This window comes from Pontibacter aydingkolensis, assembly GCF_019443125.1.
Classification (GTDB): Bacteria; Bacteroidota; Bacteroidia; order Cytophagales; family Hymenobacteraceae; genus Pontibacter; species Pontibacter aydingkolensis.
The window spans coordinates 64422-88410 of the sequence record NZ_JAHYXK010000009.1 but is presented as its reverse complement, the minus strand read 5'-3'; the positions used below and the strand labels follow the sequence as shown (position 1 = coordinate 88410).

At 51.4% G+C, this 23989-nt stretch carries 22 protein-coding genes; 9 read left to right on the top strand and 13 right to left on the bottom strand.

Annotation, left to right across the window (positions count from 1 at the left end):
* Positions 1 to 20 precede the first annotated feature (20 nt).
* The 4 genes from K0O23_RS12195 to K0O23_RS12180 form a co-directional block, all read right to left on the bottom strand.
* Complete coding sequence (locus tag K0O23_RS12195) at positions 21 to 764, bottom strand: DUF1206 domain-containing protein (protein ID WP_219877706.1); 744 nt, start codon at positions 762 to 764, stop codon at positions 21 to 23.
* A gap of 672 nt (positions 765 to 1436) precedes the next feature.
* The gene (locus tag K0O23_RS20390) at positions 1437 to 2051 is read right to left on the bottom strand and encodes a YqaE/Pmp3 family membrane protein (RefSeq protein ID WP_317195688.1); all 615 of its coding nucleotides are present in this window, start codon (positions 2049 to 2051) and stop codon (positions 1437 to 1439) included.
* A gap of 211 nt (positions 2052 to 2262) precedes the next feature.
* A complete protein-coding gene (locus tag K0O23_RS12185) occupies positions 2263 to 3336 on the bottom strand; it encodes a CNNM domain-containing protein (protein ID WP_246597073.1) in 1074 nt (357 codons plus the stop codon).
* Between the two features lie 837 nt (positions 3337 to 4173).
* The gene (locus K0O23_RS12180; protein WP_219877705.1) at positions 4174 to 5031 is read right to left on the bottom strand and encodes a metallophosphoesterase; all 858 of its coding nucleotides are present in this window, start codon (positions 5029 to 5031) and stop codon (positions 4174 to 4176) included.
* Positions 5032 to 5136: 105 nt separating this feature from the next.
* Here K0O23_RS12180 and K0O23_RS12175 point away from each other — a divergent pair, with 105 nt between their 5' ends.
* Positions 5137 to 5502: a hypothetical protein gene (locus K0O23_RS12175; RefSeq protein WP_219877704.1), complete on the top strand. Its 366-nt coding sequence runs from the start codon at positions 5137 to 5139 to the stop codon at positions 5500 to 5502.
* Here K0O23_RS12175 and K0O23_RS12170 read toward each other — a convergent pair.
* On the bottom strand, positions 5499 to 7004 hold the full coding sequence (locus K0O23_RS12170) for a hypothetical protein (RefSeq protein WP_219877703.1): 1506 nt from the start codon (positions 7002 to 7004) through the stop codon (positions 5499 to 5501). The two genes, K0O23_RS12175 and K0O23_RS12170, sit on opposite strands and share 4 nt — an antisense overlap.
* Positions 7005 to 7167: 163 nt before the next feature.
* On the opposite strand from K0O23_RS12170, the gene K0O23_RS12165 reads away from it, so the two are divergent.
* Complete coding sequence (locus tag K0O23_RS12165; RefSeq protein WP_219877702.1) at positions 7168 to 8481, top strand: DUF2254 domain-containing protein; 1314 nt, start codon at positions 7168 to 7170, stop codon at positions 8479 to 8481.
* Positions 8482 to 9019: 538 nt separating this feature from the next.
* Here K0O23_RS12165 and K0O23_RS12160 read toward each other — a convergent pair.
* Complete coding sequence (locus tag K0O23_RS12160) at positions 9020 to 10090, bottom strand: mechanosensitive ion channel family protein (protein WP_246597071.1); 1071 nt, start codon at positions 10088 to 10090, stop codon at positions 9020 to 9022.
* Between the two features lie 288 nt (positions 10091 to 10378).
* Here K0O23_RS12160 and K0O23_RS12155 point away from each other — a divergent pair, with 288 nt between their 5' ends.
* Positions 10379 to 11440: an AI-2E family transporter gene (locus K0O23_RS12155; RefSeq protein WP_219877701.1), complete on the top strand. Its 1062-nt coding sequence runs from the start codon at positions 10379 to 10381 to the stop codon at positions 11438 to 11440.
* A 461-nt stretch (positions 11441 to 11901) separates the two neighbouring features.
* Here K0O23_RS12155 and K0O23_RS12150 read toward each other — a convergent pair whose 3' ends face one another.
* The 3 genes from K0O23_RS12150 to K0O23_RS12140 form a co-directional block, all read right to left on the bottom strand.
* Positions 11902 to 12078 (bottom strand): hypothetical protein, encoded by a 177-nt coding sequence (locus tag K0O23_RS12150; protein ID WP_219877700.1) that lies wholly within the window; start codon positions 12076 to 12078, stop codon positions 11902 to 11904.
* A 121-nt stretch (positions 12079 to 12199) separates the two neighbouring features.
* Positions 12200 to 12754 carry a manganese efflux pump MntP gene (locus K0O23_RS12145; RefSeq protein ID WP_219877699.1) on the bottom strand — a complete coding sequence of 185 codons (555 nt, stop codon included), beginning with the start codon at positions 12752 to 12754 and terminating at the stop codon, positions 12200 to 12202.
* A 67-nt stretch (positions 12755 to 12821) separates the two neighbouring features.
* Complete coding sequence (locus K0O23_RS12140) at positions 12822 to 14417, bottom strand: hypothetical protein (protein ID WP_219877698.1); 1596 nt, start codon at positions 14415 to 14417, stop codon at positions 12822 to 12824.
* A gap of 499 nt (positions 14418 to 14916) precedes the next feature.
* Here K0O23_RS12140 and K0O23_RS12135 point away from each other — a divergent pair, with 499 nt between their 5' ends.
* A complete protein-coding gene (locus tag K0O23_RS12135) occupies positions 14917 to 15309 on the top strand; it encodes a hypothetical protein (RefSeq protein WP_219877697.1) in 393 nt (130 codons plus the stop codon).
* 255 nt (positions 15310 to 15564) lie between these two features.
* On the top strand, positions 15565 to 16878 hold the full coding sequence (locus K0O23_RS12130; RefSeq protein ID WP_219877696.1) for a hemolysin family protein: 1314 nt from the start codon (positions 15565 to 15567) through the stop codon (positions 16876 to 16878).
* Between the two features lie 237 nt (positions 16879 to 17115).
* Here the strand turns inward: K0O23_RS12130 and K0O23_RS12125 are convergent, their stop codons facing one another.
* The 3 genes from K0O23_RS12125 to K0O23_RS12115 all read right to left on the bottom strand — a co-directional run bounded on the left by K0O23_RS12125 (position 17116) and on the right by K0O23_RS12115 (position 19823).
* A complete protein-coding gene (locus K0O23_RS12125; protein ID WP_219877695.1) occupies positions 17116 to 17391 on the bottom strand; it encodes a hypothetical protein in 276 nt (91 codons plus the stop codon).
* Between the two features lie 812 nt (positions 17392 to 18203).
* Positions 18204 to 18923, bottom strand: coding sequence for a hypothetical protein (locus K0O23_RS12120; protein WP_219877694.1), 720 nt, complete (start codon positions 18921 to 18923; stop codon positions 18204 to 18206).
* Between the two features lie 213 nt (positions 18924 to 19136).
* Complete coding sequence (locus K0O23_RS12115) at positions 19137 to 19823, bottom strand: hypothetical protein (protein ID WP_219877693.1); 687 nt, start codon at positions 19821 to 19823, stop codon at positions 19137 to 19139.
* Positions 19824 to 20200: 377 nt separating this feature from the next.
* On the opposite strand from K0O23_RS12115, the gene K0O23_RS20295 reads away from it, so the two are divergent.
* Genes K0O23_RS20295 through K0O23_RS12100 form a run of 4 tightly spaced genes read left to right on the top strand, consistent with a single transcriptional unit; the run spans position 20201 to position 23271 of the window.
* On the top strand, positions 20201 to 20332 hold the full coding sequence (locus tag K0O23_RS20295; protein WP_262902621.1) for a hypothetical protein: 132 nt from the start codon (positions 20201 to 20203) through the stop codon (positions 20330 to 20332).
* Positions 20333 to 20349: 17 nt separating this feature from the next.
* Positions 20350 to 20928 (top strand): RNA polymerase sigma factor, encoded by a 579-nt coding sequence (locus K0O23_RS12110; RefSeq protein WP_219877692.1) that lies wholly within the window; start codon positions 20350 to 20352, stop codon positions 20926 to 20928.
* Positions 20915 to 21766: a hypothetical protein gene (locus K0O23_RS12105; RefSeq protein ID WP_219877691.1), complete on the top strand. Its 852-nt coding sequence runs from the start codon at positions 20915 to 20917 to the stop codon at positions 21764 to 21766. Before K0O23_RS12110 ends, K0O23_RS12105 begins: the two co-directional genes overlap by 14 nt.
* 35 nt (positions 21767 to 21801) lie before the next feature.
* Positions 21802 to 23271, top strand: coding sequence for a hypothetical protein (locus K0O23_RS12100; protein WP_219877690.1), 1470 nt, complete (start codon positions 21802 to 21804; stop codon positions 23269 to 23271).
* A 422-nt stretch (positions 23272 to 23693) separates the two neighbouring features.
* Here the strand turns inward: K0O23_RS12100 and K0O23_RS20505 are convergent, their stop codons facing one another.
* Positions 23694 to 23882 (bottom strand): fasciclin domain-containing protein, encoded by a 189-nt coding sequence (locus K0O23_RS20505; RefSeq protein ID WP_354353340.1) that lies wholly within the window; start codon positions 23880 to 23882, stop codon positions 23694 to 23696.
* Positions 23883 to 23989: the final 107 nt, after the last annotated feature.

The following is a 23989-nucleotide window of genomic DNA, read 5'->3' as shown; positions in this document are numbered from 1 at the left end:
TTGTAATCTTAAAGCTGAATCTAGGGATCTTGGTAGCGGTAGGTAGCCTCTATGAAAATAAATAGGCTGTAGCAAAGCAGGCCAAGAGCCATAGCCCCCACCAGATAGGGGCCGTAGGGAAACCCCTGCATAAACTCAAAAGCATTACCACTGTCATCGGTTTTCCTTAACCCTAGGGCCATTCGAGCCAAGAGATAACTCAGAATACCCCAAACTAAGCCACGGGCTATGTGTCCGACCTTTCCAGTAAATATCATGGTGTCCTCAGTTTTCCTGTCCAGCCCTTGCTCCCTCACCTTCCGGGTGTATCGTCCGGAGAGCCCCACGTAAACCTGATACACACCGGCGAGTGCAACGGTCGCCGCAGCCGACATGATCACCAAATGGCCCAACGGCTTATGCAACACACTTATAATAACCTCCTGCCGGTCCCTCTCACTGCCATCACCTATCGACAGCCCCGCAGCTATGAAAGCCAGAAGCCCGTAGAGTAAACCGCTGCCGGCGTAGCGCAACCGGTATGCCATTCCCTTCAAACTGCTCCCTTTCTTCTCTGTGTCTGTTATGGCCTGTAGCCACCTCCAAAGGCTGTAGAACCCTAGGCCTAGCGCAACAAGCCCCAACAGCACTCCACCCATGAACAGATCCTCTATGAAAAGAAACACATCCTTCCTCTCGACATCATACGCCTCGACGCCTATGCCAAGGGCTGCTTTAGCTGCAAGAAAGCCGATAAGGCTGTAGACGATGCCTTTGGCTGCCAAGCCTAGTCGGGCAAAGCGTCTCACCCATTTACGTGGGACAGAAGGGAGATAGTCGGCTGGATCAGGGAAGTTCATGTAAAGTGTTGTCGCAAGACCCTTGATGGGATTAAAATTTGTCGTGCTGCCGCAGTGATACTGTGGCAGCTGGCATAAAACATAATTTCCCTTTAAGACGACAACCTATGAGCGTTAGTTGTGCACCTGTCCCATACATCTTTCCAGACGGCTACCCACCTTCCGAAATATCTATGAGGAATTCGGCCTTAAAGTTCTAACCTGCTGGGACTCGACACATAAACTTACTACATCAGATTACTCTAATCTGTAATGACCTCTCAACACTTGTTTAAGCCTTCCATTAATGATCAGAATTGGTTGGTCAGGCGCCTGGCTTATAGAAACCAAAGTACATCCCTCAGGCACAGCGCCAGGATGTTTTCTGGATGTACTTTCAGCGCGTGTTCAGTGAGGTGGTGACAGCGCGTAAGAACCTCTTCCGTATGAATTACAATGCTTTCGCTGCGGTACTATAGCCAGTGAGTGCCTGTTCCAGCCAGTGGAGTGTTCTACCAGACAAGCCGTCACCTCAACAATTGAGCTCACTCAAGCCATTGCCATTTAGCCTAACCCTATAAACTGGATGTGAGAAAAAATAGCATTGCACCCGATAAGTTAAATAGAATCCGTAACCACCAGTAAGGCATGAATGATACCCGGGATAAAAAACAGTAACGTCAGGATAATATTAATCCAGAAAGATGTACCAATACCATCGTGCAGGAAAACTGCCAGGGGCGGGATGAAAATTGCCAGAACTATTTCCAGGATATTGGTTCCTGTGACCCTATCTTGTTTGATAGCTTCTTTCAATTCTTTCTTTAATTCTTTCTTCTCAGCTTTGGTCATATTGGCAATGCGCTCCTTTGCCATTGCTAAAGCCTCCGCCTCCGTAATTGTTTTAGTTTCCGGCGCGCTGATTTCTTCTCTTACGGCTGGTTCAGGCAAGGTCACGGATACTGTTTTGCCTGCTTTGGCTTCTAGTACCGGTTCTGTTGTTTTTTTGGCCTCTTTAGCCTCTTTAGCTGCCGCAGCTTCAAGGGCTATATGTGAAAGAGTTGCAGCTTTTTTTTCTTTTTCAACTTTTTCGGCTTTCGTGGCTGTTTTACCCTTCGCACTGTTAAAAGCTTCAGGTTTATGAGCAGCAAATTCATAATACCTGGCAGTACTACAGGCAAATAAGAGCTGCCCAACCATAAGTACTACAAATAGGTTTAGTAAACTTTTCATCTTCATAGTTGTGTGTTTAAATAGCTTCAATAAAACGTATGCTTTACCTGCTGCTTACCCTAAGGTACAGAAGGCATAATAATTACTACTCATTTCAGAACCCTTTTGTTTATGAAAACACTTGCACCCTCATTTAACAGAGAGAAATGGATGCGGAGCAGGAAAGGCAACTAAGTATGGAATAGCAGCTGGGTTAAGCTTAGCCCCGCTGCTAATTATTATCGTAGCCGCCCATCTTCCCGGCCCTTTTCTCCCATTTCTCCCTGGCCCACTTCTGAAGGTCCTCCACCACGTCAAGCTCATCTGTGATCTCCAGGCCCAGTAGCGTCTCTATAATGTCCTCCGTGGTCACGATACCGGCTGTGCCGCCGTACTCATCTACGACGAGTGCAATGTGCTCTTTCTTCTCCATGAGGCGGGTGAACAGCTGCGGCACAGGTGTATTCTCATGCACGACTTGAATCGGCCGCTTTATCTCTGCCAGGGACAGTCCTCCTTCGCCCTCGATAATCCGCTGGAGCACCTCATCCTTGAGCACATAACCTGTGACATGATCTATCGAGTCGTCGAAGACAGGTATCCTGGAGAAGCGCATGTTTGTGGAGTTATCGTAGAACTCTCTAATAAACGTTTTCTCGGGGGCAGCCTTTATCACGGTACGTGGCGTCATGATGTGGCTGGCCTGTATTACGTTGAAGCGCAGCACGTTGTTGATCACCCTGGACTCGTCTTGATGCAGGATACCCTCTTTTGTGCCGATCTCAGCCATGGCCGTGAAGTCGGCACGGCTCAGCACGCTCTTGTCCTTTTCACGCTTGAGTCTTTTGGTGATGAACTGTGAAAAGAGGATAAGCGGGTAAAGCGGCGAGTAGATCATGACTTTCAGCGTCCGGACGGTAAAAGGAGTCAACGACTTCCAGTAGTTGGCGCCTAACGTTTTCGGGATTATCTCTGTCAGGATAAGGATAACGATAGTCAGCACGACAGAGACTACCGTCAAGTACTCATCGCCCCAAATCTCCTGCGCCTGTGCGCCTACCCCGGCCGCCCCTATAGTGTGGGCGAAGGTGTTGAGCGTGAGGATAGCGGCAAGCGGCTTATCAATGTTGTCCTTGAAGTGTTGCAGGTCTTTGCCAAGTGTAGGATTATCCTTGCTCACCACGCTGGCGTGGGAAGGCGTTATACTGAGCAGGGAAGCCTCCAGCAGCGAGCACAGGAAAGAAAAGAACAAGGAGATAAGCAAGTATAGAACGAGTAAGCCCATGGTAGCAATTGATGATTTCATCAAATATAACAGGTAACTACAATACATCTCTCGGCAAAACTGAGTCATCTGCAAAAAGTACAGTCTGCCCAATGATATACTCCGGAGAGCAGGTAGTAAGCCGAGTCTGCTATGAAGCAGAATTCAGTAGTTCTTGTATCGTCATTAGCCTTATAAACACTAACAGGCTGTAGCAAAGCAGACTCTGGGCCACCCCTTCTATTAGAGAGGAACCGTAGGAAAACCCCTGCATAAATTCAAATGCATTGCCGCTGTCTTCTGCTTCCTTAACTCCAAAGGCGGTGCGGACTTACAGATAGCTGACGATACCCGACACAATACCACAAGCCACGAACCCAATCTTTCCGGTTACAACCATTGTGTCCTCTATCTTTTTGTCTAGCCCTTCCTCTCTCACTTTCTTCGTGTATCTCCCCGAGAGCCCCTCGCACAACTGATTAAGCGTCGGCGAGCGCGAGCGCCCCAGTAACGGACCTACCAGAAGGTGTCCAAAATGCTTTTGCAGAACACTCAAGATAACCTCTTGCCTGTCTCTACCGTTACCCTCTATTAGGGCAAACTACGCAGACACGTATGCCAGAAAGCCATTTAGAGCTCCGCTCCCGGCAAAGCGCAGGCGGTACGCTGCTCCCTCTTAACTGCTTCCTTTACCCTCTGTGCCCGTCAAAGCCTGAAGCCACCTCCGGAAGCTGTAGCATGCCAAGCCCAACGCCACTAGCAGCACTCCGGATAATATTCTTTTTCATAAACACGAACCTTTTAGGCCACACTCGCACGAAGCGCAAGCAAAATCTGAATATTGACAAAGCCCCAGTGTCTCGTGCTGCCGGGGCCAAGCTAAGCGAAGTAATTGAAAAGGGTCACCTCCGATCGGGCCAGGAACCGCAGCGGCAGCGTGGAGGTTCCGAAGCCCCGGGAGACGTAGAGGAAGGGCTCGCTGTCATTGTACCACCCCTCCACATAGTCGCCGGAACTGGGAGGCAGCACCGGCACCCAGAACGGCAGTCGGACCTGCCCCCCGTGGTTGTGGCCGGCGAAGATGTAGCGGATCCGCAGGCGCTCCCCCTCCGGCCTTGCCCGGTTGAGGCGCGCCACCCCTGCCATGGCCGTCTCCTGCTGCAGGGGGCTGTGCACCAGCATCAGGTGGTGCTCCTGCCTTCCCACCCCGCCCAAGGCCTTTTCCACGGAGCTTTCCCCCTCGATAAGATCATCCAGGCCCGTGACGGCCAGCTCCGTGCCCCCGAGCCTGTATACCCTCGTCTCATTCACGAGCAGGTCGCAGCCGTGCCGCCCGTATGCCCGCCGCAGCTCATCCACGCTCGGGCTCGCCCTGTAGTCATGGTTCCCCAGTACGGCCGCTTTCCGGGTCCGCTCGTCCAGCAGCCGGAAAAACTCCTCCATCGGGCCGGTGCCGCCGGCCGCGTCCAGCGTGTCGCCGGCTATTAGGATCAGGTCGGGGCGCAGCCGATTCACCCTCCGTGCCAGCCTGCGGTGCTGTGGCAGCAGCAGGCGCCTAAAGTGCAGGTCGGCAAGCAGGACGAGCCTGATCACCCGCCTCCCGCCGCGGTCCCCGATCCTGTAGCGCCTGACCTGGAAGAAGTATTTCTCCAGCACGAAAGCCCTCAGCAACAGGTATCCTGCCACTGCCGCCGCCGCGCCAAGCGCCCACCGCTTTTTATCTTTACACCTGTTCATGCATATCTTCCTATTTTCTTAAATTTTACCGTCAGGCTTATTCTTCGTACTTTGAAGCCGAATCCAAGCTTCTGCTTCATGGACATACCTCATACGCTACTCCGAATGGACTACAACCCCGCCCTGGACCTGCTAAAGGTGGAGTGGCCTCCCTACGGCAGCCTCTCGGTGCCCGAGTTCGAGCACGCCCTAGAGCACCTGGTAGAAACGCTCCGCCTCTACTACATCCCGCGCCTCTTGGTTGACGCCCGCCGCGTCACCACTGTTGCCGACGAACCTGACCAACTGGACCTGGGCATCCGCTTCTTGCAGGCCCTGGAGGCGACGCGCGTGCGGAAGGTGGCACGGCTGGTCGCTGACACCGCCTCCCGCGACGTGCAGTCACGGCGACAGGCAGGGGAAAAAGCAGCATCCTATCAGTTCCAGACCTTCGCGCGGCTGGAGGTGGCCCTGGCCTGGCTTAGGGACTAGCGCCTGTAGCCCTCCCGGTCAAAAAAGTTCACTTCCGGTTTCCTGCTTGTCTTTTCCTTGGTCTCCGGACCGCTTTCAATTTTGGTTTCGCGCGGGGTGTCGTACACCCATGTTTTCTTTCCCCATCCCCTCACGTCGGACGTGTCGTAGACCTCGTCCTGCCCCCGGCCGCCCACGATTTTGACCTTTATTCCCTTGTCCGTCTCTCCGCTCACGCGGAACACGTCGTTCTCGGCAAGCCCGTGCAGCACGATCTCCTTCGTTTCACCCGAATAAAAGATCCTGTGATACATTACCTTTTCGTCCGACTTGCGCCGCACCGTGACATCCGTCTCCCCGCCGGGCATGCGGTTCACCTCAAAGATGTCCTCTCTGTCCGTGCCTACTACCAGCACCCTCTCTGACAGTATCTCATAGAACTCCCAGGCCGCCACATCCAGCTTGTCCCTCCTGCTTTTGAGCTTATTCGTTAGCTCCTCTCCCTGCAACGCGTAGATGTTCTCCGGCAGCTGCCGCACGGCCCGCTCGATCACCTCATCGGTGACTTCTTGCTGCAGTACATGGGCCAGTGAGTCAAACTGCGCACCTGTCACCTCGGGCATGGCGCGCGCGTCTATGAACTCAGAGTTGACCGTCAGCGCCTTCACGTCCTTGTAATCGGCCGTGAAGCTCTCGAACTTGCGGAAGGCCCACTTGCGGCTGAAGAGCCAGGAGAAGACTCCGTTGCCGAAGCGGTAGAAGGCATTGTCGCGGTCCTTGGGGATGGGGCGGTAAAGGTGCTCCCCGCCCTCCTTGTACTCGGCCCATTCCCACTGCCCCACGATGTCGTGCGCCCCGGCCACGTCGCCTGTGATGGCCCGCTCGTCGTTGAACTTCTCCTCAAGCATATAGAGCCGGTCGCTGAGCTTCTCATCATATTGGTTAAAATGCTCCTCCCCGGGCCTGACGTACACCAGGCGCGGCGTGGCGTGCGGCACGCCCGCGGCCTCGGCCAGCGGTGCCACCACCAGGGCCCCGTAGGGATGCAGGGCAGAGGTTTGGTCTCGCACCACGTTGGCTACGAAGGTCCTGCGGATAGGCAGGGGCAGGATTTTGGCCGAGCGCTTGTCCACTGTGCGCAGCGAGTAGGTCATCCCGCTTTCCGCCTCCAGCGCCGCGTTGATCGTCTGCATGCCGCCGCCGATCTTCTCGACCTCCAGGCCGCCCTTCACAGAATCCGGGTCCAGCACCGGCACCCGCACAGGCTCGGCCCAGAGGTCCCGGTGCCTGCTGCCCCAGAGGGCTTTGTGCAGCAGGCCGCGTTTGTAGTGGCTGCCGGCCTGCACCGTCACGCTGTCCACAGCCCTTGGGTCTTGCAGCAGCTGCCGGTACACCTCAGTGCTCATGACAGGGGTACCCGAGTAAAAGTTTTTCTTGGCGCAGCCGGAGAAGAGCAGAGGCAAAAAGAAAAAGAGTGAATTTATGACTGCATGCAGTTTGTGCTTGTGCGTGTTTGTGTACATGCCCTTTATAAACGTGACACAAAAGAAATGTTTACACGCCGCTCTTCCATATGACACCTGCCCAGTTGAAGCAGCAGCCTTTACCTGAAGGAGCACCCTACGACGCAAGCATCCTATAGAAAAGTCTTAACCTGAATTCAGGACAAGCCGTTGAAGTTACCCTATGGATATAAGACTCAAACAGTACTGGTTCAACATTAAGAACAGCCTTTGGTTTCTACCTACACTTATGGCCTTGTCGGCAGCGGTGATAGCGTTTGGAATGATCAGACTGGACAACTCCCTTACTTATGAAGATCTCCCCTTTGATTGGTTCCTCTATGGCGGCCAGCGGGAAGGCGCCCGCTCTGTCCTGTCAACAATAGCATCTTCCATGGTCAGCATCGCCGGCGTTACTTTTTCAGTCACGCTGGTGGCCCTGACGATGGCCTCGTCGCAGTTCGGCCCCAGACTGCTGCGCAACTTCATCGCCGACAAGGGCAACCAGTTTGTGATCGGCACCTTTATCTCCACCTTCGTCTACTCGCTGATCGTCCTGCTGACCATCCGCGGCACAGGCGACGATGAGTTTGTACCCAAAATATCCGTTGTGCTCGCTTTTCTTGTCGCCGTGTTCAGCCTTGGGGTCCTTATCTACTTTATCCACCACGTCTCCACCTCCATTCAGGCAGACTATGTGATCAAGTCATCCTACGGGGACTTTCAGAAGATCCTGGCAGAATCCACGCGCAGCGAGGAGAAAGAGGAACAGGAGTCTTTCCAGGAGGCGGTGAAGAAGGCGCAGACAGAGGGCAAGCTACAAACAGAGATGCGTCTGCATACCTCTGGCTACGTACAGCGAATGGACTACGGCGGAAGCTGCACCTGGGCACAGGAACACAACGTGGTCCTCGAGTGGCTCGTTTATCCGGGCCTGTTTGCAACCGTCCATCACCCCTACGCAAGGGTGTATCACCAGGCTGCGTTACCGGAGAAGGCCGCGGACCAACTTCAAGCCTTGGTGAGAATTGACTATCAGCGAACCCCGAACCAGGACCTGCTGTTTCCGCTCAAGCAGATTGTAGAGGTGGGCGTACGGGCGCTCTCGCCGGGCATCAACGACCCCCACACAGCCGTCACCTGCCTGCACTGGCTGGGTGCTGCGCTGACCGACATAGCAACAGTACAGCTCCAAGAGCCAACACTAAGAGACAAAAACGGAATCGTCAGGGTGATCAGAAGGCAGTTCGGATACCAGGCAATAGTGGATGTATGCTTTGATCATTTTAGGGTATATGCGAAGTCAAACATGTATGTTGCCGCCGAAGTGCTCCGGGCACTGAAAAAGCCGCTTACGCTGACAAAGAACAGCGAGTACCGTCAAGCCTTGAAGCACATGGCAGAGGCTCTCTATGGGGAAAGCCTGCAGGAGCACGGGGAGAAGGTCTCGCAAGTGATGGAAACTGACTACAGGGAAATAATGAAGCTGGGCAGCTAGTCTATTGAAAATAGAGCAAGCCGGCGCTAGTTGCCTGCATCATGACTGTTAACTCGCAGCCACATTAAAAACACCCGAAGAAAACATCGGCACGTGTTGGAGTAGCACATGCCTCTTTGCTTTGACGGGACAACGTGGGCCTGCCTATGAGAACTCTCCATAGAAGACCCTATCCATGATCGGAAGAAATCTTCCCCTAAACCGGGCGTAGCACCAGCGTTTAAGCTGCTTTAGTTCTTCTGGGTCGAGGAAGCGAAAGGCTTTGCGGAGTTCCTTCTCAAACAGCTTTTTACTAAAGCTCACCTTCTGCAAGATTGTTTTGACATACTCTAACATGAATCAGAAACAGATGGTCTTTACTCTTTATACACCCTCAGGGTAGTCAATGTTGCCAAAATATCAGTCCGCGCCTGTACCGCCGCATTGTTCTTTTCCAATACCGTTTAGTTGTGTGCTATAAAGGCTTAGGGTTTAGAACAAGCTTAAAATACTAAAGTAGCTCTTTATTTCCCATTGACGACTTTACTCTCCGTGTGTCTCACCGCATGTTCGTCTTGGGGAACATCACCCGCTCAGGCTGTGAGGAAAGCTCCTCCACCAGTCTGGTGAACAGCCGGCGCTTGACGGGCCCCGATTGCTTGGGCTCGACCAGGAAGCGGACGGTGACCTGTATCCAGGTGTTGTCATGCGCGCTGAAGGAGACCGAGCCCCTTGCCCGCACCTCCACCTCGTCCACCGGCGACTCCCGGAGGATCTGGCGGTAAAGCCCCACCCGCCGGGCCATCTCCGGGCCTATCTCCTCCTGCACCACCTTTCTAGCGGTTTTCCTCACCCACTTCAGGTCGCTCTCGTAGGAGACGAAGAACTTCACCTCGTTCCAGATGTAGGGAAAGAGCGGCCAGGAGTAGTTGATGACGTACTCGCTGAACACCCTGGAGTTGGCGAAGCGGATGATCCTGCCGCTCGGGTGGTCCCCGGTGAGGTAGTCCCCGTTGAACTCCCAGAGCGTGGTGTCCAGGTATCCCAGCTCGATCACGTCGCCCGACACGCCCCCGATCTTGATGCGGTCCCCCACCTCGTAGGGCCTGCGAATAAGGATATAGACCCAGCCGAAGAAGCTGGAGATCGGGTTCTGCAGCGCCAGGCCGAGTATAAGGGAGGCGACGCCAAGCGAGACCACGGCCGCGTACCAGTTGACAAACAGGATGGAGACGAAGATGAAGAAAATCAGGAGCGCGGCGGCCAGGTCCACAATCCTTCTCAGATTGTAGCGGGTGGAAGGGTTCTCTATCCTGCCTCTAAAAAGTGACTTGAGCAGGCGGCTGGCCACCAGTACCACCGTCACCAGCATCGTGCCGGCCATCAGGTTCTGAAGCAGCGGGAGAAACCTGCCCCGGATGGGGAAAGCCTCCAGCCTGAAGAGGTAATAGAGGACGCCGGCGGCTATGAATACTGCCCCGAACACCCAAAGTGCTGTCTTCTCTCTGTTCAGCGCCATCGGCTCCCTCGCTCTGCGGTGTTGTTCCACCGGACTGTACTCGCCAAGCGCCCGCCGGACCTTAGGGCTCTCTCTCAGTTTCTCTGTTTCTGTCCTCTCCCTGTCTTCCAAGTTTATCTTCTTTTTAGGTTGCCTGTGCTAACAGCTTACCTAGAGACTGGTTCGACTGAGCGGGCCTACACGCTATGAAAGGTTTCACCACCCACAAAAAACCCCGACTGGGCGGGGCTCTTTGTACTATGGGTTGTGTCTTCCTTTCTAACGGAGCCGCCCCCATCAGGTTACAAGAGAAGGGAGTCAAGGGTCCGTCCAAGCTCCTCTTCGGCAAACCTAAGGCGTAGGGGAACAGTATAGGAATATGAAAACGTTTTCATATTTGGACAAAGAGATAGATTTTAAATGACAGATACCTACGAATTCGTCAAGCGGGTTGCCGCCGTGGTGCTCATCGTGCTGGGCGCTTACCTGCTGATAGAGCAGGGCTATTTTTTCCTGCTGGTGTTCTCGGGTATCCTATTGGCCGTGCTTTTCAGCGGCATGACAGATTGGCTTGCTGGGAAAACCGGCATGAAGCGATGGCTTGCCCTGCTGCTGTCGGTGCTTTTTTTCTTCGGTGTGCTGGCAGGGGCTCTCTGGCTGCTGGCGCCCACTGTGGGCGAGCAGGTGGGACAGATGCGGGAGACTATTCCAAAATCCGTCGGGCAATTGGAAGGCTGGCTGGGGGAGCGGGGCTGGGGCAAGCGTGTCGTGGAGGAGATGCCTGAGGACCTGGAGAGCGCTCTTCCCAAACAGAAAGATATCCTCGCTGGCATCTCAGGCGCTTTTTCCACCACACTCGGCTTCCTGGCCGACCTGTTGATCGTGCTTATCACGGGCCTGTTCCTGGCCGCGAGCCCCACCCTCTATACCCACGGCCTGACCAAGCTCTTCCCGGTGCACAGGCGAACGCGGATACTGGGGGTGCTTGACAAGTGTTACCGCACGCTCAGGAAATGGCTGGTGGCCATGCTGCTGGCCATGGCCGTGATTGGCGTCAGCATCGCCATCGGCTATAGCCTGATCGGGCTGCCGCTGGCCTTTGCCCTGGCTTTCATCGCCTTCCTCTTCGCCTTCGTGCCCAACATCGGGCCCTGGATTGCCCTGGCGCCGGCGGTGCTCATTGCCCTAACAGAGGGGAGCCAGATGGTGATCTATGTCTTGCTGATTCACTTCGGCGTCCAGATTGTGGAGAGCTACGTGCTCACCCCTATCATCTTCAAGCGGACGGTGGACCTGCCGCCAGCCCTCCTGCTCTTCTTCCAGGTGCTGCTGGGCCTGCTGTTGGGCGCGCTCGGGCTGCTGCTGGCCGCGCCCATACTGGCCGTGCTGATGGTGCTGGTGCAGGAACTGTACGTGAAGGACGTGCTGGAGGCAAAGACCGTGGACGCCACGGCGGCTGACAACCCTTTGCACAGCGCTTAGCCTGGAAGGCACATGACCATCGCTTCATCTACGCTGAAGCCTTGTCAGTCGCCCTGCGTGGCACGGACCTGTGGCTATGCTTACAAATTGACGGCATTTGTAGGGAATATCGACATTGGTCAGCCTATAGATTGGCAGTCTGCCTTCCTTACATCAACCCTTTTATACCAGATACGTGCTCAGGAAGCACATCTGCCGCCTCTTCGACACGGAAGCCTACAGCTCAATGACATTTTTGCCCTACCCGAGCAGCTGTGTTCTCATCCAGCAAGACATTCAGTTGGTATGATAATCAATAAAAACACAAACGGTGTAGCCTGCAGCCGGGCCTAAAAAAGCTTCGCTTAAACCAAACGACTGTACGCTCCACATGCAGAAAAAAGAATGGAAAGACTACATGTGAACCAAGAAAGAGGCAGTAAGTATGGGTAGAAACGCTGCCCAGGTTAATCCCGCTCCTCTTATTTTCTGAAAAGCCTGGCGATGAAGTAAATAATCAGCACGATGACGGCTATGATAATGATGGCCGTCCAAAAGCCGAACTCGAGCACATCCCCCACAAAGTCACAGCCAGACAGGGTGAACGTAAACAAGACAAACAGCAGGTTAAGTAGCCAAGGTGTGTTGATATTTTTCATAGATCTTTTATTACATGAAACACTGTGGTGCGGGTGCCCCCTTTAAAGAGTACCCCTTACAGGGGGCGAAAGTTACAAAGGCACCAGGCAGGCCGCTTACCTGCTTTCGCATAAGTCTGCATCAGACAAGGTCAAACCAGCTCAACGCCGCCAGCGCGCAAAGCAGTACGCCCGCCCCGGCCTCCGCGTAGTTCTGCCACTTGACAGCCACCTTCCTGCCCACAGTCAGCCCTAGCCAGGTATACAACACAGAAAAGGCCGCAATGGTAGCTGCCAGCAGCACCGGCGGCAAGTTTACAGGTCCCAACCCAATGCCAAAACCGGCCAGTAGGTTGTCCATGCTCAGCCCCAGCTCCAGCAGGACAAGCCCCTTCCAGGTGGTGAGCTTCTCTGTCAACCTTCGGTCCGTCCTGGCCGGCTTCGCGGCCGCGTAGAAGGCCATCGCCGCAAGACCCAGCAAAACAAGCACGGACAGCACAGCACCAATTTCCCCCACCAACTCAGAGGCTTTCTCTCCGACCCACACCCCGAGCAGGGGCATCAGGAACTCAAAGGCCCCGAAGACGAGGAATATGCGCCACCTGCGCCTCACCTGCCCCAGCGTCCCGAGCGTGAGCGCCGCAGCCAGGTTGTTCGACCCTATGACAAAGCCCATGAAAAGAAGGGTTGGGACCATGTGCTATGCAGCTATTATGTTTTTGCAGTTCTGCTCTCTCTCTTTCAGCTGGACCATCCTATGCCTGTCAATCAAGGTAGTACTTTAACAGCATCCCCTTTGCGTCAAGCGTCTGGACGGGCGGATTATTATTTTTCCTGACCTTGGCTTTGCCTCCGTCAGGGTAGACGTTACCGTAGGTAGAGTCATGGATGTGCACCTTTCCCTTGGTACCAAGCCCTTCCCTGATTGCGTATCGGTCCTCTCCCGCCCCGCCGAACACCCGTATCCTTATCTGGCTTGCGCCTTCTCCAGAAAACAAGAACCTGTCCTCCCCGTAGATGTTTAGCTGCTTTGTCTCCTCCGGATCGAATACGCGCCTGAAAACCGCCTTTTCTCTGGCGCCGTCCTTCAGCTTGTAGGCTTTGACCTCTACCCGGCCTTCATTCAGAAACTCCACCGCGAATTCCTCGTGCTTGTCCGACCCGACGATGTCTACTTCGCGGGACAGTGACTCGTAGTAAGCCTCTGCCACTCGGAGCAGCTGCCCTCTCCTACTCTTTAGCTTTTCTATGATTCGATCTGCTGTCAGGGCGTAAATGGTGTCTGGTAGCTCCCGAAAGGCGTTTTCTATCACTTCATCCGTCAAAAGTGCTTTAATAGTTCTAGCTTCCTGTATCCACGTTTCCCGGGGCAACTCCGCCAGCAGCAGCTCGTCCAGGTTGCGCCCGCTCCGGTTGAGCGCCTCCACGTTCCGGATGCTGCCGCGGAACGTGCGGAAATGCTCCTTCTGCTTGGTGGCCATGAACAGCATCGGGACAAGGGCGTCGTTGAGCTTGTAGAAGACGTTGTCCCGGTCGCGCGGCACCGCTTTGTACTTTACCCCCTTTTCCAGCCCGAACTCTGCCCAGCGCCAGTTCCCCTCGTGGCGGCTCCAATCCCCCAGCAGCATGTCAAAGAGGCGGGAGCGCAAGAAGAATTCAGCGTCTACCTCGGTGTCATTGTCGCGGAAGCGGTCCTCCAGCATGGAGCGGGTGCTCTTCACGTTCTCAGCGCTCCCAAACCAAGGTGCATCCGACTGGTCGCCGTCCGGCCGGCGCTCCAGCATCGCCACCATCCCTGCGAAGGTGTCCCGGAACTCTCCCAGGTCCTGGCTGTGGGGCATGTACACCAGCTCGGGCCGGGTATGGTAAATCCCAATGGCCCGGGCCATAGGGGGCAGGGTGAGGGCCGCGTAGGGGTGCGTGGCGGAGGTGGCGTCGCGCGCTATGAAGGCGATGTAGGATGCGCGAAGGCTCTCCGGCAGCCCCACGGCCGGCTCTTTGTCGACGGACCGCAGCACATATTCTCTTCCGGCGCTGTCGGCCAACCACAGGTTCAGCGTCTGCCGGCTGCCCCCCTGCTTTACCGGGGTAAGCCCGCCCTTCTCCCTTTTCAGGTCCAGCACTCGGACGGGCACCGGCGCTGCCCACGCGTCCCGATAGTGCTTGCCGTAGAGGAAGGTGTGCAGCCTCCCTGTCCGGTAATGCTTGCCTGCCGCCAAAGAGATGGTGCTTTCGTTTAGCAACAGCTCCTTCTCCTGTCTGGCATGCGGCACCTGCCGGACGGTGTGCGTGTACGGGCCGCAGCCGGCCAGGATGAGGGGAACTATCGTTAAGAGGGTGTTGAGGTATGGTCTGTTCAAGGTTATGGTGTTCTGCTATGGGTATATACTTCTCTACCTGCAGACGGGTTATGATGATAGGTCTAGCGCAGGACCATGGAGGCTAACTATTTGTACAGCCCCTGCGTTCACGCTACACAGAGGGGGCGGGACCCAGCTGGGTTGCCCCGCCTACACTTTACTCCTTCGCTATTTTTGTTGATTTACCGTTATCTTAGTTAACAAAAACTATACTACCATATAGGGAGTCACGGAAGCTTTGCCGTTCTTTGTGCTTTTAAACTGGTTTATTTAAACAAGCTGCGCCAGAGCAACAGAAAGGCCAACACCATGCGTTGTGCTCATAGACGTGCAGTCATAGTGGTGTATGCTGCATGTAAAACGATCTTTAGAGAGGACATATAATAACCTTATGCCTATAATAGAGATAGTATCAGTTGGTTCAGACGTTCTGAGCCTGAATCAAGTCGATTTCGACATCGCCATCATAGAGGAGAGCAGGGCAAAGTCCTTCTGTGGGGTGTTCCGCGGCCGGCTGGCCGGGCAGGAGGGTGCGATAGTTCACCTTGGGAATCCAGTCTTGGAGGGTGGGGCCGAAGGCGGACTGTCCGTACTGAAAATAACGGATTGGGAATGTAGGCCTACGAAGAAGGAGCCGTCGAGTCCCGGCTTGGGGAGGGCAGACAACAGCCAGCCCTCCCGCTTTAAGCTGCTTATAAATTATCAGATCGAAGTAAGTGAAGTAATCCGCCAGGCTCTGAACGCCTCGCCTGATAAGACAGCGCACTTCATAGCCTATGTACAGCTAGGCACGGATGCGGGCCAATTGCAGGAAACAAGCCCTGTTGGCTTCTGGACCCTGCATGACACCAAAGGCCTGGCGTGGAACACGCTCTACAGGCTAAGAGCTTAGTATCACAGGCGCATGCAGTGCGGGAGTAGAGGCCGCCATGATTCGCCGCTATCGACTAAAGCCGCTGTTGTTGATTAGGCCTTTTCTGGAGAGGACTCAGAAACACTTTATACTCCTGGTGGCACGTAAATGCCCAGGCAATGGCACATTAAATGCGCCTGACAAGAATTTTCCTTATATTAGTCGCCTTGTATTGTTTTTTACCTCATATCTGGACGCAAAGGCCAACTGATATTTTAACTACCCAGAACCCGCATGGAAATAGCCATTCTGATAATGCTGACCCTGCTCAACGGCTTCTTCGCCCTCTCGGAGCTATCCATCATCTCAGTCAACAAGAACAGGATTGCCCAAAAAGCACAGCAGGGAAGCAAAAGCGCAGACACGGTCCTGAAGCTGCTCGAATCGCCCGAGAATTTCCTCTCGGCCATACAGGTCGGCATCACCCTGATCGGCATCGTGGCCGGTGCCTATGGCGGGGCGGCCCTCTCCGATGATGTGAGGAGGTGGCTTGTCGGGGTGGACTTTCTAGCCCCATACGCCGACATGCTTTCCATCGTACTGGTGGTGGGCTTGATCACCTACTTCACCATCGTCTTCGGAGAGCTGATCCCCAAGACCCTGGCGCTCGGCAACGCCGACGGTATCGCCCTTTCCGTGGCGCCGATCATCAAAGTGTTCACCCTCATCACAATGCCGCTGGTGAAACTGCTCTCAGGCTCCACAAACCTAGTCATCAAGGCACTGGGCATCAAAGAGCCGTCAGAGGAGAAAATGTCAGAGGAGGAACTCCGGCAGATCATCAAGACTGCCGGCCGGCAGGGCGTCCTGGCCAAGGAGGAGATGCAGCTGCACCAGAATATCTTCTCCTACGCCGGGCAGCGCGCCAAGAGCCTGATTACACGCCGCGCCGACGTCGAGTACATCGACATCAGCCAGCCATTAGAGGTCATCAGGGACACTGTGCGGCACAGCGCGCACTCAAAGTTCCCGGTGGCCGTGGGCGGCTTCGACAACATCGTCGGCACCCTGACGGCCAAGCGATTCTACGAGCACCTGGCCGAGGGAAAGGGCGAGCCGCTCCGGGGCATACTGCAGCAGCCCATCTACATCCCCAGGACCATGCCGGCAAGCGCGGTGCTCAACATCTTCAAAAGGCAGAAGCAGTACCTGGGCATTGTGGTGGACGAGTACGGCTCGGTCGAGGGCATCATCACCCTGCACGACATCCTGGAGGCCATCGTGGGGGACCTGCCGGACATGGACGAGTCGGGTGAGCCGGATGTGGTGAAGCGGGATGACGGGTCGCTTTTGGTCAACGGCTCCATGGAGATATACGAGCTCAACAGCGAACTCGGACAGGAGGTCATCCCCATGGACGCCGACAGCTACGTGACGCTCGCAGGCTTCGTGTCCTACACCCTCGGCAAGCTCCCTGCCACCGGCGACAAGCTGCAGGTCAGCGGCTACGAGGTGGAGATAGTGGACATGGACGGGCTTAGGGTCGATAAGGTAATCCTCAAGCACTTGGGAGAGGCAGATGACTACAAGAAAGGACTGGTGTCCTAGAAGGGGAGGATCATACAGCAAGTAAAAAAGGTCCTGCTGGAAACTGGTTTTGGCTTGCCGGCAAACATTCAGGAACTCAAAATTTACGATTTTCAGAAATCCCTACCTGTGCAGATGCAGAACGGGCAGACAGCAAAAAAACACATAAATAAGCTGTCTTACGTATGAGTTTCATCAGGCACATGAGCACCAGCGATTAGGATACTTTTGCCCTTGCTGCTGAAAGCAATCCTGTTCTTACTGGAGTATTCTTTCTTCATTTTTATCCTGTATGTAGCCAAATGGCAGCCTGAAGCCGGGTGGGAGCGTCACAGACATCCTCAAATCAAACTCTGCCTCTGAGCCGCTAACCTGAGTCTGTTTTGTTGTTGAGAACGCCTTCGCTCCATTATTCCCATTGCCATATCTGTCGGACAGCGGCAAACAAACTCTTACCAGCACCCGCTCCGAAAAAGCATGCCAAAAGCCATGTGCTGCTATGTCATTAAATGCAGCAGGAGATAAGGCAGGCAATGCCTGCGCTAAACTAAGGAGTAAAAATTAGGCTACATCTGCTCCGCTACGGCCTTAGCCGCTGCTTGTAAAGCCACAGCAGGCTAGGATTGTATGCCATGTTGTGCACCCCCTTATACAGCACCAACTTTACATTAGCCCTCCCCCACCCACGTGTCTGAGGGCTAATGTTTCGCCTAGGTTGAAACATACACAACCAGCTTCTATCCACTGACTCTGTTATATCAAGTATTCATAACAGGTCTTATGTGAAAGGAAGAGCGTAACATGCCTGCTCCACCCCTACCTGCAGCCTCATCTCTAAAACCGCCAAATCCCTTTGGAAATGATTCGCTAATTCCATCCTCCGGGCTACCTCAGTAAAAAAGGCGCTCCACGTTAAATGGAGCGGCTTTTTTGGTTCTATAAATTCCCCCTTTTCAAATGGATTTCTGCTTCATATAGAAAGCAATGTATGGCCGGTGCAATCATATTCTGCTGCCTTTGACTAGAGCCTTAGCAATCTATCATAACTCTATAGTAAAATAGTATTCCTGAAAGTTCAACCCTCCAGTTGTTCTTTTAAAGCCTGTAGATTGTTCCGTCTTTTCTTGGTTCTGCTCAGTGTTAACCACGTTTGATAAAGCGTTATTATCCCTACTCCACCTTTGTACTCCAAGATAAACATTCACAAAGCGTACTAAGATGTAATAGGGGTTAATGAAGAGGGGCCAGTAAGTGCCCCCCTTTTAACCTTTTGCAAAACCTTTATTTACTTAAGTTAAAACTGCATAAGCCAAACTCATTAGAACGATTTTAACTTATGCTCCTAGCTACTTGTCGTCAATCAGCTTAATGGCATTGCGTAGGCTGTCACGCAGGGCCTTTGCAAGGTTTTGGTTACCGTCTGTGTCCTTGGAATGTATTTCTATTCTACCATCTCCGTTTCCGTCGGTGGCGGTAGTTAAGTCTACTCCTGACGCGGCACCCACCAAGGTGCCTAATTTATAGTCGATGATCAGCGCCTGATCCTGCCCGTTCACCACCAGATCCTGGTTGGCATCTGTAAAGTCCACATCAAACTCTTCGTCCATATCATGCCAGAACTCAAAAGGAACACCGTCTATAGTGCCAGTCATTAGTACAGCTCTATCCAGCATAACGCCACTGGTGCCTTTGTGAGTTTTAAAACCAACTTCTTCATAAACGGCGTTAGGCAATTCTACCGTTGCCGCTAAAGCACTCAAAGAGCCGCTTGGGCTAAGCAGGTCGAACTCAAAAGGCCCCTTGAGCTTTACATCTTTGATGGCAACCTCTGTGGTGGACCTTAAATCAGTCTTGTCAAACTCAAACTCAACTTCCTTCATGTTGATGCGGAAATCGTTGATCACAATCCGGCCCTGCTGGCTTTCCATTGCCGTAAGTGGAGAGACGGTTGCCTGCACCGCCACACTTCCGCTGGTACGGTTCACCTCTTCTGTCTCGCAGGAGGTGAAAAGGCTTAGCCCTGCGAGCAGGAGAGCTGATGATATAAAGTGAAACTGAATTTTCATATAATTGATCGGTTAAAATTGGTTAAAAGGCTGAAAGCAAATATTAAGTAAGAACTCAAAGGTGAACATGGGTGCAGTGCACCACCAGTTTTAGAGCGATTAAAATGAAGAGCACTCAATCAGAGTGCTCTTCATTTTTTAACCGGATGTTGTAGATCTTCCAGTCCCGGAAATAGCTGTTCATCGCAGGTTATACTCCTTAAATTCTCTGCTCTAGTCTTCGATCTCTACGTTTGTCGCCAGGTCCAAGCCATCGGCCACCACTTCAAAGATGTCTGTGTTCTGAGTCGAGCTAATAACGATAACTCCTTCTGCGTTCTTAACTGCGCTTGCCAACTGTGCAGAAGAAACACCTGCGAACCAAGCAGTAGGGTCAAAAGTAACCTGGGCTACCATGCTCTGCCCTTCTGCAAAAGTGATTACGCCTTCTCTTTCCACTTCAAATGTTTCACCTGAATTGAACTCGAACCGGATTGGGTGGGCCTTTCCCTGTGCATCCGTGAAGGTGCCGTTCAGCATAATAGCTGGCTTAGTACCTTGATCCTGTAGTTCCATCTCTATTTCAAACTCCTCATAGGTGCCTGCGGGGATGGTTATGGCGCTGATGTCAGGGGAAGTGGCGCCGGTGGCGAAGTCAATGGTCACATCCTGCTCCAGCTCGAATTCTACCTCCAGGGAGTCAGCATCGCTCTCCACCTCAAACTGGATCTCTCTTAAAGTGATGGTGCCGGAGGTAAAGGATAGGCTGTTTGGAGCCGAAAGCCTGGCTCCCATAGCCGCGGCCTCTTTGACGGTGTTAAAGCTTAGCCCTACCTGGGGCTGCGGCGCTGCAGTTTCTGAATCGCAGGCAAACAAACCAAGCGCTAAAGAACCAATAAGTAATAAGGATGAGGTTTTCATGAGGTTATGATTTAGGTCGTTTTGTGGGGAAGACACTGACTGGCTGCTAAACGTTGGAATAGTGGCAGAAAAAAATGGCAATTAGTTTTTTAAAAATAAGTCAATAAACTATGACCTTTTATTAAACATTTAATGCACAGGAAGTTATAAGCTGCAGCGGCATAAACAAATACTTCTAAATATTAAAGCGTCTCTGTCTTCCTCTATTACAGAAATGTTTACTTTTGTACGTTTCTAATGCAGTGCTTTAGAAGTTGTTTTGTCAAAAGATGCTACAATCTCTTTTAATTTACTAAATGGCAGTGCTTAACTAACGCTGTTATTTTTTAAAAATTATGTATCAGCAAATTGGCATATTTAATTTATAGGATAATACCATGAAAAATAAAAAGCTTTTTGGGGAGAAGAATGGTGTTATTACTTTTTTTCTTCTTGATGGTTCTCGAATTCCAACTTTTGGTGGTCTTTTTATATCTAAGGCTTACTTAGGTCCGCATTCTATTTTATAGTACCCAGCGTTTTTGCTATGTCTGAGAGAGAACTTATCGAGAAATGTATTGCCAAGGAGCGTCGGGCGCAGGAAATGCTGTACAGGCAGCATGCAGATAAAATGTATAATGTCTGCCTTATCTATACCAAAGATGAGGACGAAGCCTGCGATGTGCTGCAGGAAGGTTTCATTAAGGTGTTCCGTAGCCTTGCCTCGTATGAATTTACCGGTTCCTTTGAAGGCTGGGTCCGGAAAATAATGGTTAATACGGCGCTTGCATATTATCAAAAGAAAAAGCGGGAAAAAGAGCATCTTGATATTTACCAAAACTATATCGACCCTTTGGTGGATAATATCCTAGACAGGCTCCACGCTGATGAGCTGATTGCCTTAGTTAACCAGCTACCATCAAAGGCAGGTATGGTTTTGAAACTTTTCGCCATTGAAGGTTATGACCACAAGGAAATAGCGGAGCTGATGGGAACATCAGAAGGAACTTCAAGGTCGCAGCTCAACAGGGCAAGATTCCTGTTAAAAGAATCTATTGCAAGACAGGAAAGTAAGGTAATCGCTTTATCAAAGGCTATAAAGGAGGGTAAAAATGCAGAAATGTAAAAAACTTTATGGAAAATTAAAATTATTTACCGTTATCTTCCAACGTTTACGGCTTGATATGCATCTTAACATCAATAGCGCTTATTCTAACAAGGTAGTGAAAAGACGTCATAGTAAAAGAGTTTTCAAAATGAGAAGAGTATCGTTTCTAGTGCTTTTCCTTTCCTGCTTTCTTCTCTCATGTGAGAAAGAAGATGAGTTCAAAATACCCGTTGATGTAAGCTTTCAGGTAGATATGCAGAGGGAGCAGACCTCTGGCAGCAACATTCGCTTTACAGAAGGTCATGTTATTTTATCTTCTTTTGAGTTTGAAGGAGACAGGGAGCAAGCAGAGGGCATTCATTTCGAAAAAGAATACAAGCAGGGACTTTATGTCCCTTTTTCTCCCGATCAAAATATTGGGGAACTGAAGTTCCAAGTTCCGCAGGGAAACTATAACCGAATAACCATAGGTTTTGAAACCTTTGAGAATGATGACTCTGACGATAATCAAGGAAGGAGCGGTCTTGTAGTGAAAGGTATGTACCGTCCGAGTGGAGGAACTGAGCTTCCTTTTATTCTTGAGCTTCAATCATCGGAAGATTTTGAAGTTGTGGCTAAAAGCTTGCCAGACGGAAATCAGATCATCCTAAAGAGAGAAACACCAACCGCTGCCACCATCAGATTAAACCCTTTCTATTGGTTTCAGGCTGTTCCTTCTTCTTATTTTGAAAGCGCGGAAGTGGTTCAAAGAAATGGGGTAGCTACAATTCTTATAAATGAAGAAATAAACGAAGACATCTATGAAATTGTGGTAAGCCGTTTTAACAAAGGAGCGGAAGTAGTATTTACCTATTAATTGGTGCTAACCTTAAAGATCAAATAGCTTAGGTGATGAAGGAGAAGAACGACAAGCTGAACGATAAGATAAAGAACAGCTTTGGACAGATGAACAAGAAGGCTCCAGACCTTCTGTGGAATGATCTGTCCGCTTCCCTTGATGAAAATTCTCCTGTTGATGCGGCGCCCGAATCAGAAGAATCTTATTTATTCCAAAAAATAAAAGAGAGCTATTCTTCGCAGCACCATATAGCGCCTTCTCATGTCTGGCAGTCCATTAACAAGCAACTGAACATCGATCTAGTCTGGACAAGGGTCAGTAAAGAACTTGATAGAACAGGAGGTATAAGCTGGCATAAATGGCAGTGGACAGCAGTAGCTGCCATGTTCCTATTTATGGTTGGGATTGCAGGTGCCTACTATTTAAATTCGGAAGATACTAAGACTTTATTAGTCAGAGACTCTGAAACTTCCATATTGTTAGCTGACACTCTTGCAAGAGAAAGTTTGGCCACCGGTTTCGGTGTAAAAAAGAACAATGAAAATACATCCGCCACTACTGAAGAGCAGCAATCACCCCAGCTAGGAAACATCAGCGAAAATTTATCAGAACACCAGGTAAATCAGCAACAGGAAGAATCCCCCTTTCATGAAGACGAAGATGCTTCGAAGGTCTCTCTTAAGTCTGTTACCGGAGTGCATGAGAATATTCTTGAGCACGAAGCATCAACACTTCCTTCAACAGATAATAGTTTGGCTTCCCTGGGCAGTATATCAAAAAGTACTCCTTCGGATCTCCTGAAAACAAGGACGGTGATACCTGACCCGCTGAACAAGGGAATTTATGCAGCCTTCGACTCCTTAGGCTTCAGGCCTATGGCTGAGGTTCAAAACAATGCTACTGAAGAGTACGAGAAAAAGCCAATAATATTGAGCAGGCTCAACCTTGGTTTAACCTTATCCTATAACAATAGCTGGTTACTAAATAATGAAACCCAAAGGAGCTTCGATAGAGGAAGCCTTATCTCAAGCAGCCCTACGTTCAAGGAAAGTATAGGTCTTACACTTGGATACCATCTCAGCAGCAAAAGTATAATTTCCGCGGAGGTTCACCTTGCAAAGAACGGGCAAGAATACAAAACCTTCGGGGATGGCAGCTATATCAGAAAGGGACTCGAGCTAACCTACTATAAAGGGTATGTACAGTATCAGTACAACTTGCTTCAAAACAGGAAATCCCTGCTCTCTGATATCACCGTTAAAGCCGGTTTATTCGGTGGGTTTCTGTACGACAAACAAGGTGAACTGCGAGAAACCCAAAGCAGGTACAGTCAATATGACTATGGTGTGCGAGGGGCTTTGGGTCAGGAGAAACGGATCGGAGGCCTGACTGTTGGCTATGGCATTAGTGTAGAGAGAGGGCTAAGAAATATCTTCTTGGGCAGTGAAAATATGCCTGCTAGGTTTAACGAGACTTACACCCTGAACGTAGGCCCTTACCTGAACCTTAGGTTTAATCCTTAAGAAGGCGTTACTCTTATATCTTCACACACTAATCTACAGCTATGAAATCCCTTTAGTCAAGGTTCAATTATCTTACCATTTGATTGACACAATAATTCAATAGAGATGTTACTGTTGCACAAACCTTTGTTGGGATTACAAAGACTCCCCATAATCTACTAAACATTTGTCCTGTTTAGGATTGTATGAGTCATAGTTGCGTAAAATGCTAGGCTAATAATAGGAGCAACAATCTATTTTGCTGAAAGCTTTTCGTGAGTTTTATTTTCTTCCTGAGACCGGCAGAATTCTGCAATGGCAGTTAAATCATCAAAGATAATGTTCGATTTTTGACAACTTTGGTCTACACGAAAGGCCTTCAGTTAACACTGAAGGCCTTTTTCATTTCACCTTAGACACTACCCGGACCCCAAAGGTGCTAACTAGCTTTCAAGACCCGGTAAAATAACTTTGTCGATTAGATGCACCACACCATTTGTTGCCTGCACATTCAGAAAGGCAGGAACCAGATTTGCCCCTCTTCCCTGAGTTTTATTTAGCGTCAGGTTACTTGTATTAACATAAAAAGTAAAAGCCGCTCCACATAAAATGGAGCGGCTTCTTAGTCTCATAGATCAGCAGCACAATGCAAGCAACGTACCCTGCGCCGCACCTAAAAATCAACTCTTTTGGCAGCGCACTTTCCTGTTTTAAGAGCTGCCTTAGTTCTTCTCAGGAT